General features: G+C 42.7%; 12 protein-coding genes. All 12 read right to left on the reverse strand.

Translation table 11 applies throughout. The features are described 5' to 3' along the window. Nucleotides 1–34: 34 nt before the first annotated feature. On the reverse strand, nucleotides 35–376 hold the full coding sequence (locus AB3G73_RS16440) for a cupin domain-containing protein (RefSeq protein ID WP_195648748.1): 342 nt from the start codon (nucleotides 374–376) through the stop codon (nucleotides 35–37). 29 nt (nucleotides 377–405) lie between these two features. Beyond that, nucleotides 406–1,206, reverse strand: a complete 801-nt coding sequence (locus tag AB3G73_RS16445) for an alpha/beta hydrolase (RefSeq protein ID WP_367745237.1) — start codon at nucleotides 1,204–1,206, stop codon at nucleotides 406–408. Nucleotides 1,207–1,405: 199 nt separating this feature from the next. Further along, nucleotides 1,406–1,915: a hypothetical protein gene (locus AB3G73_RS16450; RefSeq protein WP_234131814.1), complete on the reverse strand. Its 510-nt coding sequence runs from the start codon at nucleotides 1,913–1,915 to the stop codon at nucleotides 1,406–1,408. A 7-nt stretch (nucleotides 1,916–1,922) separates the two neighbouring features. Beyond that, nucleotides 1,923–3,395, reverse strand: coding sequence for an N-6 DNA methylase (locus AB3G73_RS16455; RefSeq protein WP_320996155.1), 1,473 nt, complete (start codon nucleotides 3,393–3,395; stop codon nucleotides 1,923–1,925). A gap of 8 nt (nucleotides 3,396–3,403) precedes the next feature. Continuing rightward, entirely contained in the window at nucleotides 3,404–3,979 is a 576-nt protein-coding gene (locus tag AB3G73_RS16460) for a restriction endonuclease subunit S (RefSeq protein WP_148367760.1), read from the reverse strand. Between the two features lie 902 nt (nucleotides 3,980–4,881). Continuing rightward, nucleotides 4,882–6,204: an ATP-binding protein gene (locus tag AB3G73_RS16465; protein ID WP_367745238.1), complete on the reverse strand. Its 1,323-nt coding sequence runs from the start codon at nucleotides 6,202–6,204 to the stop codon at nucleotides 4,882–4,884. A 136-nt stretch (nucleotides 6,205–6,340) separates the two neighbouring features. Next, the gene (locus AB3G73_RS16470) at nucleotides 6,341–8,854 is read right to left on the reverse strand and encodes a glycoside hydrolase family 31 protein (protein WP_367745239.1); all 2,514 of its coding nucleotides are present in this window, start codon (nucleotides 8,852–8,854) and stop codon (nucleotides 6,341–6,343) included. Nucleotides 8,855–9,031: 177 nt separating this feature from the next. After that, complete coding sequence (locus tag AB3G73_RS16475; protein ID WP_367745240.1) at nucleotides 9,032–10,810, reverse strand: glycoside hydrolase family 66 protein; 1,779 nt, start codon at nucleotides 10,808–10,810, stop codon at nucleotides 9,032–9,034. Nucleotides 10,811–10,824: 14 nt separating this feature from the next. Beyond that, on the reverse strand, nucleotides 10,825–12,339 hold the full coding sequence (locus AB3G73_RS16480; RefSeq protein WP_367745241.1) for a SusF/SusE family outer membrane protein: 1,515 nt from the start codon (nucleotides 12,337–12,339) through the stop codon (nucleotides 10,825–10,827). Nucleotides 12,340–12,375: 36 nt separating this feature from the next. Further along, on the reverse strand, nucleotides 12,376–13,866 hold the full coding sequence (locus tag AB3G73_RS16485; protein WP_367745242.1) for a RagB/SusD family nutrient uptake outer membrane protein: 1,491 nt from the start codon (nucleotides 13,864–13,866) through the stop codon (nucleotides 12,376–12,378). Nucleotides 13,867–13,881: 15 nt separating this feature from the next. After that, nucleotides 13,882–16,881 (reverse strand): SusC/RagA family TonB-linked outer membrane protein, encoded by a 3,000-nt coding sequence (locus tag AB3G73_RS16490; protein WP_367745243.1) that lies wholly within the window; start codon nucleotides 16,879–16,881, stop codon nucleotides 13,882–13,884. A gap of 211 nt (nucleotides 16,882–17,092) precedes the next feature. Continuing rightward, on the reverse strand, nucleotides 17,093–18,742 hold the full coding sequence (locus tag AB3G73_RS16495; protein ID WP_148367767.1) for a DUF6377 domain-containing protein: 1,650 nt from the start codon (nucleotides 18,740–18,742) through the stop codon (nucleotides 17,093–17,095). Nucleotide 18,743: the final 1 nt, after the last annotated feature.

Here is an 18,743-nt window from a genome sequence, read left to right on the forward strand (position 1 = left end):
TTCATACCATACATATCTGACTTTCTACCAGATACTACAATAGAAAGTCAGCCCTCATAGGACTAAATGTATCAATCAATACACCTGCTTCCAGACAAACGCATCCATGAGGCTGATCAGGTTCTACATAATAACCGTCGCCCGTAGAGAGAATTTCTTTCCGGTCGCCAATGCTCAATTCAAACTTGCCGCTTGCGACATAAGTAGCCTGGCTATGATAATGTTGATGCACAGAACCGACGGCACCTTTCTCAAATTCCACTTTCACCATCATCAGTTGCCCGTCATACCCCATTATCTGGCGGCGGATTCCCGGAGCCGGTTTATCCCAATCCAATTCTTTCTCAAACTGAAAAGCATCACTACGTGTTTTCATCTTCCAATCTATTATTATTTATAACTATATTATTTAAACCTCTTCACATAATCTACAATCAGATAGCAAGCCGGACCGAGCACCTGACCATGATCGAATCCCTGCATTTCATACAACGTCACTTTTTTATTACCTATACTTTTCAGGACAGCTTCCAACAGTGCATTTTCTTCATATCTTGCCGCCATCTCCAGATGCTTGTCACCCGTTATCAGTACAAGAGGGGCTGTTTCCTTGCGGGCCTTATTTACCGGAGCATATTCATCAACCACCGGAATACCGTTGGGCAAACCACGCTCCTTGCGAATAGTGAAATGTGTCACCGTCTGGCCACTGACCGGAAGATAAGCAGCTACGCTATCAGCATCTGCTCCGTATGCTGCCATATACTTTTTATCCATTGCCAGAATCAACGAAAGATAACCTCCCGCAGAATGACCGGAAACAAAAATTCGGCCCTTACGGCCACCATACTTCTCGATGTTCTTGAAAACCCATGCCACAGCTTCAGCCGCATCCTCAATATAAGCCGGATTTTTCGCTTTCGGACTCAAACGATAATTTACCGCCACTACTGCAAACCCTTGTTCTGTCAGTTCTTTGGGGATAAATTTATTTCCACCTTCCATACCACCGCCGTGAAACCAGATGATAGTTGAAAAACCCTTCTTATTTTCGGGATAATAAATATCCAGTTTGCAACGTTCCAGTCGATAGGCATCCATTTCGGAACCAGAAACATAAGATATATCCTTGTCGGTGCGATAAACAGTTTGTGCTTGAGCAATGCAAGTACAAAGCAAAAAGAGAAGAAGGCAAATCTTTTTCATGACTTTATTTATTTTCAATGATTCAGTATTACATTAACTATCAACCTAAACAGTTCATTCTTTTTTCAGACAGGAACAAAGATAAGACCTTATTCCAAGAACATAAGTAAAAAAGACTAAAAAAAGAGCTCATACTATTGATTGGGTAAAGTTCCAACTTGGACAAACGCTATTCAATTTACCACTTCGAAATGAAAAATCACTTATTGATATTGTTTTTAACAATAACTTTAGCATTAATAATATCACGCTTATCAATGTACAATTCAGGCTTCTCACCTGCGCTTTCCACCAAAGCTTCAATAGTGATATATTCATCCGGCAACCATTGTTTAAAATATAGGGCGTTATCTTTCAACTCGGCTATACTATTATCTGTTGCGGATATTTGAATAATCTGTTTTATATTTCTCGTATACAAAGGAAGTCCATGCCCTTTAGTCACCAAAGATGACTGGGCTCCCTCACCTACAATATTCTGATTTCCTGTATTTTTTAGCATATAACATATTCTCCAAAGATTTTCAATGGGCGTCGTATCTTCATACTTCACAAAAACTGCAAGGCCCGGAACATTCGGTCTTTGTGTCAATAACGTATTTTCCATACAGTAAATCGTCACTCTGGTTTTTCTTCTTGACATGTGTGCCAAAAAGACTGTAAATAGTGCACTGATAATAGCACATATTATAGAATTTATAGTTCCCATGGTATATCTATTTTCTATTTGTTAGCCTGATTAATTGCTGTGTACAATACTCTAACTGTTCATTGACAAACTCCAGTCTCTTCTCTAATTTTTCAATTCTTTGCAGAGTTGCTTCTACATCAACTTCCACTCTTTCAATCTTCTCCTCCACATATTTGACAGTCTGCCAATCATACTTATTGTTTCGAACCTCCTCCTGCGTAGCAATATAAGCCGGGCAACTATTTTCCTGCCAAACCTGTTCACCACTAAGAAAACCCTTGTAAGTGTTTAAAAGCTGTTCGACCATTGCATCCGAAAGTTTATAAATACCTTTATTCGAAATATATCCTTTACGCGCATCCATAAACAAAGTCTGCGTCGTCTCCCTGTTTTTTCTGAAAACAAGAATAGCCGTAGAAATAGCCGTACCGTAAAACAGATTTTGCGGTAACTCAATAACCGTTTCAAGCAAATTATGCTCAATAATCTGATGCCGTATCTTACTTTCACTGGTACGAAACAAAACCCCCGCCGGAACCACGACAACAGCCCGCCCATTAGGTTTCAAACTTGCCAGAATATGACTAATATATGCCCATGTAGCCTGACTTCTAGGAGGAATACCATATTGAAAGCGTTCATAACGATCAAACTCAGCTTCCTCTATTGCCCATTTATCTGCAAATGGTGGTATAGAAACAACAATATCAAACTGCTTTAACCGGTCGCCATCCGTCAGTTTAGGATTACTAAGGCTATCTCCCCAAAAAAAAGTGGAATCTTTGAATCCATTCAACATCAGATTCATTTTTGTCAATGCATATTGATTCCAGTTTGCCTCTTGCCCGAAAATACCAACTCCTCTGATTCCAACCCTTTTACCAACTTCAACTAGTAGAGTACCACTGCCGGATACCGGATCACACAAACTATTATTATCTTTATTATTACCTATCAATTCCGCCACCAAACCAATAACCTCTTTAGGAGTAAGGACATTACTTATCTTCTTACCCGCCTCTTCGGCAAAAATGTACAATAACTGATTATATAAAGCACCGATATCCATTAACTTACCGGCATCATCTGTTAATGTCAGTTTCTGAAACAGACGAAGAAGTTCATGCAATTTACCCAATCTCTCATTCGTATCTCCCAATATATTACTTTCGAAGTTGATGGCTCTATTAATTTCATAACCTTCAATTACACGGCTGTTTGCTTGCTCTAATTCATAAAGAGCAACATTGATCAACTTACCAAGCTCCGCCGAGCCAAGTTGTTTGTAAAGATAGTCAAAAGAACTACGTTCAGACACCAACAACCGGAGGAGAGGTTTATTCTCATCCGATTGAAAAGAATCGTTTGATTTGTAGTACTCATTTGCAGATTTCAGAAATAGCAGAGCCAGTACATAATCCTTATACTGATTGACAGAAAGCGTTCCACCTAAAATTTGTTTCGCCTTACTCGCTATATAATATGCAATTTCTATCATAACATGTTTCATTTTAAAGAATCCATCAACAACTGTTCCTGCAAACTCCGTTTTAGTTCATTGATTTCACTGTAAATACTTTCCCCCTCTCTTCTCAATTGATCCATCTGTACAATAAGCTGTTGTGTCTGCATAGAAGGTATGCCGATCTGAAGATCACTTAGTACCGATTGGGGAATTACCTGAATTCCTGTACCTACCGATGAGTTTTTCAATTTATTAAGAACAGATGGGGTATTGAGAAAACAGCAAAGAAATTCTGGTAGTATATCTTTTGATATAATACGTATAATAATGAATGACGAAGAAGCTACCATCTTTTCCACTAACCCATCATACAAAAAACAATAATTAGAGGCTCCTTTAGCCGCAAATAATAAATCATTTTTCCGTAACCAGTATTGATCACCAATCCCTCTATCCTCCACTGTAGTGATCCGACTGTAATCAGGTTTACTCCCCGGATTAATATCCTTAACCTGCAAATACTTTATATTACCTGCCGGATCACTTTTCATATATATGCCAGATTGCATAATGGCAATATCACTTATTCTCTTTATATCCTTTGATTTTCTATCCATACAATACAGTCCCTACTTAAACACACTATTCTAAAAAGTTAAAGAATAAATTTCAGTTATCAATTCAATTACACTGCAAATATATCACTCTTTTTGATATATCAATGCAATATGAGGAAAATAAAAACACAAAAAATGAAAATTACTTTTATAACTTCTTCTAATTAAAAACAAAATAAAGTAGGGACCCTACTAAATAAGAATAAGTAAATATTAACCGGAAAGATATAGTTGCATCTCATCCATACTCACATATAAGCACCCGCTGTCTATAGCCGAACATTCAGTACCGAACGCCCCTCCATCAATAAGTGTCTTTTAAATAATTATACACTTGATAATATATACTTTCAATGTTCTATTTTTAATATTCTGTAGGGAAATAGCTAATTAGAAAATAATGAACCAGAAAATAAACTGCATAAATAAATGCATGAGCATACAGAAAGATGCCTAATATTGCATAAAAGCAAACAGAATATGCATCTTTCTCTATCCAGAAACCGTTCATTGCTTTAAAACCAATGAAGTGTTCCTCGGTGTGCATCGACTTGTTCTTCACCGAGGAAGCTATCGCTCCTCGGTGAAGAAGATAAAAATGGACTATTAAGAAGCATTTTTTCTCTAGTTTAACATAATATATCGGAAAGGAAAAAACAATAAAATGATTAGTTATTCGGGCATCTACTCGCCAAATAACAAAAATAATCAAAAATCTACCGCAGCTCGATTGGTATATTTTCGAAACAGCAGAAATAAAAAATCGTGTAATTACAAATGCTGGACATTTTCCGGCTTTTCTTTACCAAACTGCAATTCACGTACTTCTCCAATGATTAAATATTCCTTTTTTAAGAATCATCATTTTTTAAGAAGGCTACTGATTTCTTCAGAAGGCTCATTCAACTTTTATCCTTCAATAGTTCTTTTGTCTTATCCGCCAAAAACAGAGGGATATTAATCAAATTACCATCTTGTTTCAAATTTAGCATTGAATACCGGATCCGGCAAGCAGGCTGGAAAAGCTTCTCATACTGAACCAGACTTTTACCTGTTATACTCTGGTCAGCTTTCACTTCTATCGGATAAATATGATTATCGTATTGAAGCAGAAAATCCACTTCAGCCTTATTGCCGGAAGTCCAATACCGAAAAGATGCCTGGAACTGCGCTGTAAGACTCTGCAACACATAATTCTCTGCCAAAGCTCCCTTATATTCCATATACCCGGGAGTAGACAGAAGCAAAACACTTGCATCCAGCTCCGACAACTGCCTTAACAGTCCTACATCTAATGCGTAAAGTTTAAATGTACTCAAATCATCATATGCTTTCAATGGTAATTTGGGTGATTTGCTCAATACAACTTTGTTGATAAGTCCCGCCTGCTCCAACCACAAAATAGCATCTTCATACTCACGAGCACGGGCGCCGGGACGTACCAACTGATAAACAAACTTACGGCTCTCCTTCGCCAATTGTGAAGGCAGGGAATTCCATACATAATTAATGCGGGGAGCCAATGCCGATGTAGTATGTTTTACAAAATCCAGTGCATAGTCATTCAAGATATCCCGAAGTGCCGAATCCACCTTTTCCATATCATTGAAGTCAATCATCAGAGTAGCAGGTTCGGGCATACCACCACAAATGGAATAGGCAACAAATGATTCACGCAACTTATCGAAAAATATTTGAGGAAGAGGAACTATTTCCTTAATAGAACGCATATACTCATACATATTCAAATCTTTTGTCTTCAGAAATTCCGTAAAAGTAAGCGGATACATGGACAGATGATTCACCTTTCCCACCGGAAAGGAATTGCCAATATGATTCAAATAAATACCTAATAAAGAACCTGCACAAGCTACCGCATATTCGGGAGCTTCCTCACAAAAATATTTCAGTGCGTTCAGTGCTTCATTACATTCCTGAATCTCATCCAATATGAGTAAAGTCGTTTGAGGATTGATTTTCTTTCCATGCAAGAAAGACAATTGCTGAATAATCCGCCTAGGGTCTTTGGTCGTTTTAAAGATATCGCAAAGCCCGCTTTCATCCTTATCCAAACTAAAATAGGCGACATCCTCGAAATATTCCTTCCCGAAATATTTCAAAGCCCATGTCTTTCCTACTTGACGAGCCCCGTGAATAACGAGCGGTTTCCTGTTCACGTCCATTTTCCATGCTGCCAATTGCCTGAGAATATCTCTTTCGAACATAATGAATCACATTTTTGATATCAGAAATGTGATAATTTACACATTTCTGATATGAGTTTCGTGCGAATATACACATTATCCACATAAAACGAAAGAAAAGTTCTGAATATTAGCTTACCAACAGCTCACTGCTTAGTTAAAAAGCAATCATAATCTGTTCATCACCCCCCTTATCAGGTATTCGCACACTACATACACCGGTTTCTTTATCCCAACTCCATAATACAGATTCCGTATCATTCTCCAAATTTTCTTCCAAGCGTTCCGGTTTTACCTTTTTTATCTTCTTTCCTTTAACAGTTACCTCTTTCGGAGCTTTCGCAGAATAAATACGGAATAATAGATTTCTCGGACCAAGGACAGTGTAGCCTTTTCCTTCACGGGCAGAGACAGTCAATTCATATCCATTCGCCAAAGTATTACAAACAATCGGCGTTTTGACAAATTCATCACGCTGATATCCTAAGTCTTCCCCTTCATCCTCGTAGAGAGTAAAAATAGCCTGTGCACCTTCCTGTGCGGGAAAGACTTCAAAAGTAAGTGGATATACCGGTTTCTCATAAGTGTAGTTCATCACCGGCATGGTGGGGATGATAGAACCTTGCTTCACAAACATAGGAACAGAAGACAAGGGAGCATCAACCGTAGTCCACTGCTCTCCGGTGTAGACTGTCTGCTTGTTGTTGTAGTCTATCCATGTACCTTCGGGAAGATACACGTTCTTTGTGCGGGCACCTTTCTTCACCACAGGGGCTACCAGTAATTCACGACCGAACATAAATTGAGCATCCGTAGAAAAAGTTTCCATATCCATTGGATATTCGAGAAACAGAGGGCGCATGATAGGCAATCCTGTATCATAAGCCTCACGGGCATAAGTATAGATATAGGGCAATAAACGATATTTCAACTCGATAGCTGCCTTTGCGTTCTTTTCTGCTTCGGGACCGAAAAGCCACGGTTCCACCGGATTATCTCCCTCATGGTGAATACGGCTCAAAGGATTGAATGCTCCGAACTGTATCCAACGGGTATAGAGTTCCGCCATAGCCGGATAATCCTCAATATCTCCACAGTAACCGGTAATATCACAGGAAGAAAACGGTATCAATCCTAATCCGGCGGAAAGCATTACAGGAATCTGATTGGCTAACTGTCCCCAACCTTGCAGTACATCGTCTCCGTTTCCGCTATCACCCGTCCAGCCGAACGTATAACGTTGCAGCCCTGCATAAGCAGCACGAGTCATTTGGAACACACGACGGTCCGGATTCCTCTTTTCAAATTGTTCTTTCACCACTTTATCCCAAGTCAATCCATAGACATTATGGATTTCATCGTGCATACCCAGATGGTGTTTCATGACGAGACGTTCCGTCTGCTCTTCGTTACTCCAGGCAGGTTCGCCCATGTCCGTCCAGAAGCCGGAGATACCATCGTCAATCGGTTTCTGCTGATAGGTTCCCCACCAGTCGGCTACGGCAGGCAGGGTAAAATCCACTACTCCACAGTTGCCACCCCAAGGCCAGGGCATATCGTAGCTTTTGCCGTTCGTACTGTCCTTTACAAAATAACCCAAACGATCTGCTTCTTCCCATTGCTTTTTGTTGGCTTGTGCAATTACCGGATCTTGAGATACAACTACCTTAAAACCCATCCCTTTCAAATCCGAAAGCATCTTCTTCGGGTTCTCATAGTTTCCCTTGCGCCACTCGAAATCCTGCAAGTATTCCGTCCAGCCGATGTCCTGATAGATAATATCACAAGGGATTCCACGTTTCCGGTAACCCTCGGCTATTTCGCGGCTTAGTTTTTCGCTTGTCAGCAGACCACGGCATTGAGCAAAACCCAGCGCCCATTTCGGCGGCATGATAGGTTTGCCCGTCAGCCCGACGTATTGGCTGATAATCTCCTTATAGTCCTTGCCGAAGATAAAATAGTAGATCATTTCACCGTTCGGAGCTTCAAAGCTGTAATAGTCACGACTTTCCGTACCGAACTTAAATTCCGTTTTGTACGTATTATCAAGAAAAATACCATACCGATAGCTGCTCATAAAGAAAGGAATACTCTTGTAGAGCGGATCTTCCACTATACTGTAACAGGGCTTGTCACTATTCCACATCTTATAAGATTCGCCACGACGGTCCATTTTTCCTGTCTTTTCTCCCAGTCCGAAGAAATGCTCGTCACGACGGAGCACTTTATATTCCGTCTTCTTTGTTCCTTCACTCACATGCCCCTTGTCGGCATAATCACTAAACAGGAGTTTCTGATACTTATCAAATATCTGAAGACTCAACGGAGATTTATTTACCCGAATACGCAATTTCGGAGTAAAGATCTCATAACAGGCTGCCTGTTCGTCTACATGGACGGTTCCTACATCTTCCAACTCTTCATTAATCACTGCGAAAGAAGCATTCTTTCGTTGCAGTTGTCCATCGGGCGAAAACCAAACTTTGACTACCGAAGGACTACAAAGCTGTAACTGCAACGCAGCACTGTCCGTCAGGTGAAAAGTCACCTGACGGCCTTGTTGTGTAAAAGAAGTGCATGTGCGCGCTGCACTTTCCGCCCACACCAATGTCGGGAATACCAAACACAACGCCCATACCCAGAATTTATATCTCATCTTCATACTTATCATTTTAGTTATTCTATCTACAGCCGCTTCATGCATTATTGCTCATATAGTAAATTAAGGCACGGATTACACGGATTAACGCTGTTGTTTTACATACTCCATCATTCTAAAAACCGTGAAATCCGTGTAATCCGTGCCTAATAATATAAGATTAGTTTGCTAGAAGACTTACAATCATTTTTATTCAGCCACAACCATTGTCCAGTATTTCAGAGACGGCAATGTGAAAGAAACAACTCCGTTCTCCTGCGTAAAAGCCAGTTCCTGCAAAGCGCCTCCATGTACATCAGGAGAGGCTACCCATAACTTGTTCACTTTGGCCGGCAGATTCATTTGTAAAGCAGCTTTCGTAATCAAGGTCGGTTCCGGCATCGTGCCGTCCACATCTCTCCAGCTAAGGCTGTTTGCCTGCGAGAAGTTAAGAAGATGTATCACCTGCTTGTTGCCTACCTGCTTAGCATAAGTAGTGACCGAACCTTGTTGGGGAGGCCATACATTCAGACTCATTTCCCCGTTGGTACAATTCATGGTGATACTATTCTCCGTACCTCCGTCACGAAGCAGATTCTGATAAGAAGTCAGGAAGTCATAATAATGAACCATCGCTGTTTTCAGCTCTTCGCTCATTGTCAGATTCTCATTCGGGAAGTACTCTTTGCACAACATGTAATCGCCTCCCAATTCCAGATGCGAACCGCCCAAAGCAAACATAACAGCATCCGTCAGCAGAATACCCGGCGTATTAAATTCCCCCCGGTTATCCGCCTTGTTATAATTCATATAAGCTGCAAAAACCGTATTCAACTGATAATCGCCATATACTCCATTTTCATAAAGAATAGCTTTCAGATCGGTAAAATCAGCCTCATCCGCCCATACTTCATTATAGAAGAAATCCACTTTATCCGTCTCCCCTATCTGACGGGCACCGTAACGGCTCACCGCATTCATCACCAAACTCTTGTCCGGATGCACCTGCTTCATTGCATCTATAAAAGAGGCATATCCCTCACGCAAGTTAACAGGAATACCACTATAATTATAAAGCGTGCTACGTCGTCCCAACTGGTCTATCTGATAACCGTCGAAAGCAAAATTTGCATATACATCGTCATTCCTTTCGCCCAGATATTTCTGCCATTCCTTGTTAGAAGGGTCTACCAGATAAATATTACTTTTCCATCCGCCCGGCAGATCGTGACTGTCTTTAGTAGTGTGAGAAGCATCCTTAAACAGATACCATTCCTCCTTCACTCCATCCGCAGCAGCATCCTTCAACGCTCCGAAACAAAGATTATAAAACATAGACTTCATACCGAAACGATGCTGCGCTTCAATGTAATTCCTCACCGAACTTGTATAAACCTCCCGGTTAGCGATATCCATATATACCTCATCCAACTGTACACGTGTACCGCCCAACGGCCAGTGATGTTTATTATGCCAATCCTGAAACTGCACCCAGTTGATATGATGACGGTTCAGATACTCCATCTCTTCCTGTGTCTTTTCGGCTGTCTTCTCCTGACTGAAATCAGCGACAAAACCATAACGCGGGAAACGTGCCGGATCACTGGATACATCTACCGCAATCGTACCGACTATTACATCCGTTCCGTTCTCCTGACGATAAAGCTCTGCCATGTACCCTTTAAAATCAGTGGTAGGCGGCTGCCATGTCCAGCTCGTACCATTTACCGATTCTTCTCCCACCGTTTCACCCGAAAGACGATAACGTACTTTAGTTCCGGCAGGCAGAGCGTCATCCGCTGTAAACACCACTTTCTCTCCCGGTTTGTAGAAAGCCTTGTCTGTCGACAGGTCTACACTCAAATCCGATGTTACCGGAGTCACTTCGGTAACACCGCCCGAAGCTCCTCCATTCTGTTGGTTCGACTCATTATCATCACTGCAAGCCATACACAGGAAAGCAGCTACCAGATATATTATTTTTTTCATCTTGAATTCTTGTTTTATTGTTTCACAATCGAGATCGTCTCTTTCAACTGGTCAATCGTAATCTGATAAGAACCGGCCTCCTGAATATTCCACTTATAGTCCAGACCACCCAAATCTGCATCCGGATACATACTGCTCAACTCTGCATCCGATTTAGTGACAAACAAAGCTGTTTCCACTTCACCCGTCGGAGTTTTACCGTTCTTATCCGCCATAAACCAGTCTCCGTTCCAGTCCGACTGCTTATCGCAGGAAATCTTCATCTCACCGGCTTTCAGTGTACCGCTCCATGTGAAGATATAAGGACTGTCGACACTCTTAGTCATCGGCGTAGCATTGTCCAAACTCCATCCGTTCGGAGTCGCCTCACCCACCAGATACAATCCTGCGTAAGGAGTGAACGGACGCATCAGCATCTTTTCTTTTCCTTTGCCTGTATAGAAGCATACTTTATAAGGTTTGCCACATTCAGCCTCTTTCATTTGCCATTTATTATCGTCGCCTCCAAGCACTACTGACGTCGAAGTGTACGGAGCATTTGCTACGGCAGGATGGAAGAAAGCATCCGACTGGCCGAAGTCCGCCACAGAGCTAAACTTAAATTCTCCGTCTGCTTCCCAAGGAATCACAGCTCCATAATGGAACAAATCCATCTGAACAGCATCTTTAGACAGTGCCTCAAATCCCCAGCCACCATTTCCGGTGAACGAACCGACAATGAAGAACTCGTCAAATCTCCAACCGATATCTTCCGTTTCAGTCAGTGTCAACGTCAGATTGAGCAGATCTACTTTTACAATATAGGTTGCCCCTTCATCGATTACAAACGGCTCATCCGGCTGGTCACCCGATGTACGGTAAGTCAGCTGGAATGCTTCCCCGGCAGTGGCGTCACGGTTGTATGACGGCAAGAATTGTCCCAATGTCGTTATAAATTTCAATGATCCGGCGTTCAGTTTTCCTGTCCATGTAAACTGTCCGTTATCCGTACGCTCCATCGCTGTCGCATTGTCGGCAGCCCATCCATTCGGAGCAGCATCACCAATCAGATAAAGCGTAGTAGTAACCGGCTGGTATGTAGTCACTGTAAAAGCAGTCGTCGCACTTTGTTTCTGCTCTTCCATTCCGGCAACAACCGCTGTGATACGTGCCTCCAACTCCGCTTTCACAGCATAACCGATACCGAACTGTGTATTCAGGAATTGGTTGAGTTCTTCCACTTTCTTAGTCCATTGATACGTTCCCGTACCTAAATCCACCGAATAAGCATTTGCAAAGTCCGTTCCGGCTTTTGCCAGCTCCAGCGTATAAGAGATACGGTTACCACTTCCATAATTCGTTCCGGTAGTCCATGAGAGAGCGAGTGCTTCCTGACTATGGTTCTTTTCGTTCAACACCAAGTCCTGCTGATTCACCGAAAGAGTGAGGGTATCATGTCCTTTATTTGTCTCCATATAATCTTCGGCACAGGCAACCATCGTTCCGCCGATGAAAAGAGAGCATAACAACTGATATATATATTTCTTCATGATATTATTTATCTAAATGAATGATTATAAAACAGATTAATAACCGGGATTTTGAGTCATCAGATGATTGGAGTCCATCTCTGTCTGCGGAATAGGCAACAGGAGACGTTCCTTGGTCACATTATTCTTGCCGATGGATTTCAGGAATGTCAATGCATAATTTCCATTATCCACACGGATCATATCAAACCAGCGGTGTCCTTCAAAGGCAAGTTCCATCCGGCGCTCGTGAATAATCTTCTCTCTCATTTCAGTCTGCGTCAGAGTAGTCGGCACATCTGCCAGTCCGGCACGTTTGCGGACGATATTCAACGGAGCAGCAGCCTGGTCGGGATGTCCCTGCTCGTTCAATGCTTCCGCTTTCTTCAATAGAACATCTGCATAGCGATATACTACGAAGTTGTTGGGATTGGTATTATACTCCGGAGAAACAGTCTTCGACACAAGGAACTTGCGCACATTATAACCCGTATTCGACCAGGAACGTCTGTATTCCATACCGTCAAAAGCAGGACAACCTTGATACAAGACAGTTACGTCTTTCCGCAAATCACCGTCCTCATATTGCTTGAAAAATTCTTCCGTAGGCAGGTTCCATCCATAAGCACCGGCCACCAGACTTGAGTTACGAGGTCCCATGAAAGTCGACAGCCAGGATGATTGGTTATCACCGCCCCAGAAATCATATTCCGTACTACCGGAATATTGTACTTCGAAAAGGGATTCCGGACCATTATTGATAGTGGCATTGAAATTATCGGCATAATTGTATTGGGTCAAATCGTATCCCATCGCAGCAATGTTGTCACACAGAGTTACTACTTCATTATAGTATTCGCGATGATTGGGCGCCAGTGTCAGATAAATATCCGCCAGCATAGCCATTGCGGCTTCTTTGCAGGCACGTCCTCTATCGCTGTCTCCATAACTGCTTTTCGGAGGAAGCATGTTTACCGCATTTTTGCAGTCAGAAAGAATCCGGGCATATACCTCATCTACCGTATTACGGGCAATATCCGTAGATTCTCCCGGTTCAAACGGCGTTAAGCGCAAAGGCACACCTCCATACAGACGAACCAGAATATAGTAGTAATGTGCACGCAGGAAATAAGCCTCACCCATGCAACGAGTCTTTACCTCATCGGAGATAGCTGCCGAAGACAGATTGGAAAGCACAATGTTACAACGTCCGATACCTACCCACGGAGAACGCCATACGTACAAAGCAAAGCCATTATCACTCTGGGCTATGAAATTGGAAGCCTGCACAGTTTCCAGTCCGTCGGTTCCCCCTCCGGCGCCTACTTCACTGTTACCTGCGATAATATCGAGGCTCCAGATACGCTGATTATACATATTGGATGACTGAAGAGTCTTGTAGCAGGCAGTAGTCAGTGCCACGGCAATCTCGTTCGTTACTTCCGATTCGGGATCGACGCCATATTTAGGATATTTATCTAAGAAATCGTTGCATGAGGTCAATGCCAATATGGCAAACATCATCATCAAAGTTGTTATCTTTTTCATATTCTTCCTCCTGATTTAAAAGTTAAAGTTCAAACCCATGCTGAACGTACGTGAGATAGGGTAACGGCTGCTGTCGATACCATTAACGTCAACCTCCGGGTCAAAGCCGGAATATCCGGTGATAGTCGCCACATTCTCGCAAGAGAAAGAGATGCGGGCATTTTCCAGTTGAACCTTTTGCATCCACTTTTTAGGCAGTGTATACGAAAGCGTAATGTTTTTCAGACGGAGGTAGGAACCGTTTTCCACAAATCGGTCGGATACACGGCAGTTCTGATTCGGGTCTCCCCAGATAGCACGCGGCATGGAGTTGCTTGTTCCTTCTCCCGTCCAGCGGTTCAGTACGGCTGTGGTCTGGTTGTAAGCGGCTGCCATTCCTTCGTTGTCTACATTGTTGGCATTATAAATCTTGTTTCCCGATACGCCTTGCAGGAACACGGAAAGTTCCCATCCCTTATAAGAGAAATTATTGCTTAGAGAGAAGAACCAGTTCGGGTTCGGGTTGCCGATAACGGTACGGTCTTCATCGTTGATAACTCCATCGTTATTCAAGTCCCGGAAACGGATATCACCCGGAGCAGCGCCCGGTTGGGTAGCATGGCGGTTTACTTCATCCCAGTTCTGGAAAAGTCCGTCGGTTACGTATCCGTAGAATACATTAATCGGATAACCGGCTCTAAGCATAGTCACGTATGAATTCCCCATCTGGTTGATGAACATCGGAGTTTCGCTGTTCAAGTCCTGAATTTCGTTCTTGTTATAAGTGGCTGTTAAGGCAGACTCCCAAGAGAAAAGCCCTTTCAGGTTGATAGTACGCAAGGTCATTTCCACTCCTTTATTGCGCATCTTGCCGGCATTGGTGAAAGTTTCGGTAGTATCTTCAAAACCGGAAGTGATAGGAATGGAAGCCTTCACCAACATATCTGCTGTCTTCTTGATATAAGCGTCCAGCGAAAGGTTGACACGTGAATTGAACAGGCTCATGTCTACACCAAAGTTGGTCTGGCGCACTTCTTCCCAATGAATATTCGGATTGGAGAGAGTAGTAGATACCAGAGCGGTGGAGTTGTTGTTGCCGAAAGGATAGACTCCTGTGTTATAGGAAGCAACAAAGCCGTAGTTACCGATTTCCTGATTACCAGTCACACCGTATCCGATACGCAGTTTGAGGTCATTCACCGGGAAGTTGTCTTTCGGAAACCAGTTCTCCTGGGAGATACGCCATGCCAGCGAAACGGAAGGGAATGTTCCCCAACGGTTGTTCTTACCGAAACGGGAAGAACCGTCACGACGCACAGTAGCTGTAAGCAGGTATTTATCTTCGTAAGAATAGTTGAGACGTGCCATCAAAGAGAGCAGTGCCCAGTCACTCTGGCTACCGCCAAGACTGTACATCTTCTCGCCGTTGTCCATTTCGTGGATATTATCAAACATGAAGATATTCTTTTGAGCATTCAGGTAATCGTAGTTATTCCACTGGGCGGAAGAACCTGCCATCACCCCTACCCGGTGTTTCTGCGCAAAAGTGTGGTCGAATACAAAATAATTATCCCACAAATAGGTAAATGCTTTGTTATCGCTCTTATAGCGGGAAGATTCTTCTACCGGATTCGGTTTCCAGTTGTAAGCCGGAGTAAAGTTGTCGACAAACCAGAATTTGGCGTCATAACCGAATGTACTTTTCAACTTCAGCCATTTGGTAAAGGTGATCTCTCCGGTGATATTTGCCAGGAAGTTATATCCTTTTGTTTCATTGGTCATCATGTGCAGTGTACCGATCGGGTTACGGATGCTTCCGTACCATTGCGCCTCCTGTCCGGGACCGCTCCAACTGCCGTCCTCATTCTTCACCGGTTGGGTGGGGAGTGCTTTCATTGCATCACCGATGCTATAAGTTCCTCCTTCTTTCACGTCCGTACTGAATGTCAGGTTGGTAGTGAATTTCAGCCATTTATTAACTTGGGCATCGCTATTTGCCTGAAAGTTGAAACGACGGTAATTAACGCTTTCCACAATACCGGACTGGTCAAGGAAACCACCGGACACATAGTAATGTGCTTTTTCCGTACCACCGGAATAGCTAACCGAATAGCTTTGCTTCACTCCCGTGCGCAGCATTTCATCCAGCCAGTTCGTTCCTGTTCCCAATAAAGAAGGGTCTGCCCAATAAGGGTTTGTATTATCATCATTATTAGACAGCATATCATTGCTCAAAGCGGCATATTGCGCAGCATTCAGCATATCGGGCACTTTAGTGGCATTCTGAATCGCCCAATTAGCGTTTACCGTCACCTTTCCGGCACCCTCGGCACCCCGTTTGCTGGTAATCATCACCACACCGTTCGCACCACGCGAACCATAAATAGCTGTTGCCGAAGCATCTTTCAATACGTCCACCCGCTCTACATCGGCCATATTCAAGGAAGACAATCCCAAGTCGGTAGGTATTCCGTCAATGACAATCAGCGGGTTACTATTGTTGATTGTTCCCAAGCCACGGATTTTAATGGTGACATTATCACCCGGCTTACCGGCATCGATAATCTGCACACCGGACACCTTTCCCTGCATTGCCTGACCGATATTGGCCACCGGAGAGTCTTTAATGTCCTTCACTCCGACAGAAGATACCGCTCCGGTCAGATCGCTCTTTTTCATCGTTCCGTAACCCACTACTACAACTTCGTCCAATACTTCCGTATCTTCCTGCAAGGTTACTTTCAAAGCGTTTTTCCCGTTCACCGGGACTGTCTGCATTTTATAGCCGACAAAAGAGATAGTCAGCGTGCTGTTAGTCGGAACGCTTAATGAGAAATTACCGTCTACATCGGTAATTGTACCGTTCGTTGTACCTTTTTCTACCACACTGGCACCGATCACCGGTTCACCCGTGGCATCTACGACATGTCCTTTTATTGAAATCTGTTGTGCGAATGCACTAAGAGATAGGAACAAGCCCCACATTATTAGTAAGAGGCGGCGTTCAAAGCCTTTCGACTTCATACTCTGTTTCATGTACATTAATTTAAAGTTAATATTAGGGTTACTTTTGTTTTACTCTCTGTGTCATTGCTGAAATGACCGTGAAACAAAAGTATCCACATTTCATACTGCTTCTTAAAGCAGATAGCAAAAATATAGTGATTTATACAGTATCCCACAGTATAAACCACTAAATATAAGAACGTTAAAAAATAGAAGTCGGACTAAAAAAGTAGTGGTTTTCTTATTCTTCCACCTTCCCTATTTGCATTACTTTAGCCTCAAATTCATCTCTTTCTCCCACAGCCTTGTTACGGACACGAGTCCGGTAATTATAAATGGTAGTGACGGAGTAACGAAGGAATTGCGCTATCTTAGTACTGTCCGTAATTCCAAGGCGGATGAGAGCGAAGATACGAAGTTCGGTATTCAGCAGTTCTCCCGGTTTGGGTTGCATCGGTTCAGTAAGCAGGGCATTAAAATCTTCCACAAAACTGGGGAAGAGTTGCAGGAAAGTCACATCGAAGTTCGCATAAAACTCTTTCAGTTCTTCATCAAGAAATTGCGAAGATTTAATAGCCTTATATAGTTCTTCCACCCTTCCGGCAGCAGCAATCTTATTCAGGGAACGGCGGTATAAATCCATCTTGTCGAGATAAGTGGAGCATTGGTCCATATATCTCCCGATATATTCCTCCTTGATATAGTTGGCTTCCGAAAGCGTATGATTCATTTCTTTCAGTTGCGAATTGGAATCGTGAAGTTCTTCGTTCAGTTCTTGCAGGAGCGTATTAGTGTCGATCACTTCGCGACGTGCGGCAGCAACCTTTTTCATCTGCTTGTAAACGAAGAAAATGGCGACTAACAAAAATACGGAAAGCAAACTGATACAAATCAATGAGACTTTCATCTCCTGCTGCTGACGTTTGGTTTTTAATTGATAGGCCTGGTCGATGATAGGAAAGACCTGTGAGATTTCCAGGGTACGAAGACGGGCATTGCAAAGGGTGGCATCCTCCAGGGAACATTTCAGATAGTTGTAGGCACGGTCGATGTCTCCTTCTTCATAAACAAGAGAAGCGAGTTTGCGCAAAGACACATATTCTTTTACCGCTGATTTCAAATCGGCAATGGCCGAAAGAGCCAGGTAATGTTTTTGCCCCTGCTTATCTCCTTTCAACCGATAGCCTTCGGAAATGGTATAAGTAATCATTGCCTGTGCATGATCATCTAAAGACGGTTTACTGTAATATTCCATCAGCATATCAATCGCTTCATCGTATCGGGCATGAACGATGCACTTATCTGCCATCACCAATGCGTGCCCCAGAGAGTCGGAAGCATTGATCTGTAACAGAGAATCCCGGTATAAATCCGTCATCCGGTAATATTCTTTCTTGGCTTTCTCCGTAACGGCATAATCACCCATCAATCCATAAATAGTGCGGTACAGATGATAATAATAGCCATATAGATAGTCGGGCAGTGTTTTCTTATCAATTTTCCCCAATAACTCAAGGGCTTCTTTATACATTCCGGTAGTTCCCATCACTTCCGCCATATTCATGGCAGAATCATCCAAGTAGTCCAGTTTATTTAAACGATGTGCCAGTTCCTCTTTCCGTTGGGCATAGACAAAAGACGAATCCAGATTATAAGCCCGGTATTCATCGAAAAGACGTCCGCAAAAACCATATCGCTGCTCATCGGAAGCAGCCTCAACCAACAATTTCTTCAAGTCAGCAATTCGTGCCTCCTTTTCCGCTCCATAAGTCTGGCGGTTTTTAATGATACCATCAATCTCACGAAGCAACGCATCGGTACTCTTATTATCTTTTGCATAAAGCAGACCAGAAAGGACGATTGTCACAAAAATCAGAATAACTTTTTTCATA

The sequence above is a fragment of the Bacteroides sp. L008 genome, assembly GCF_040812255.1.
GTDB lineage: Bacteria > Bacteroidota > Bacteroidia > Bacteroidales > Bacteroidaceae > Bacteroides > Bacteroides vicugnae.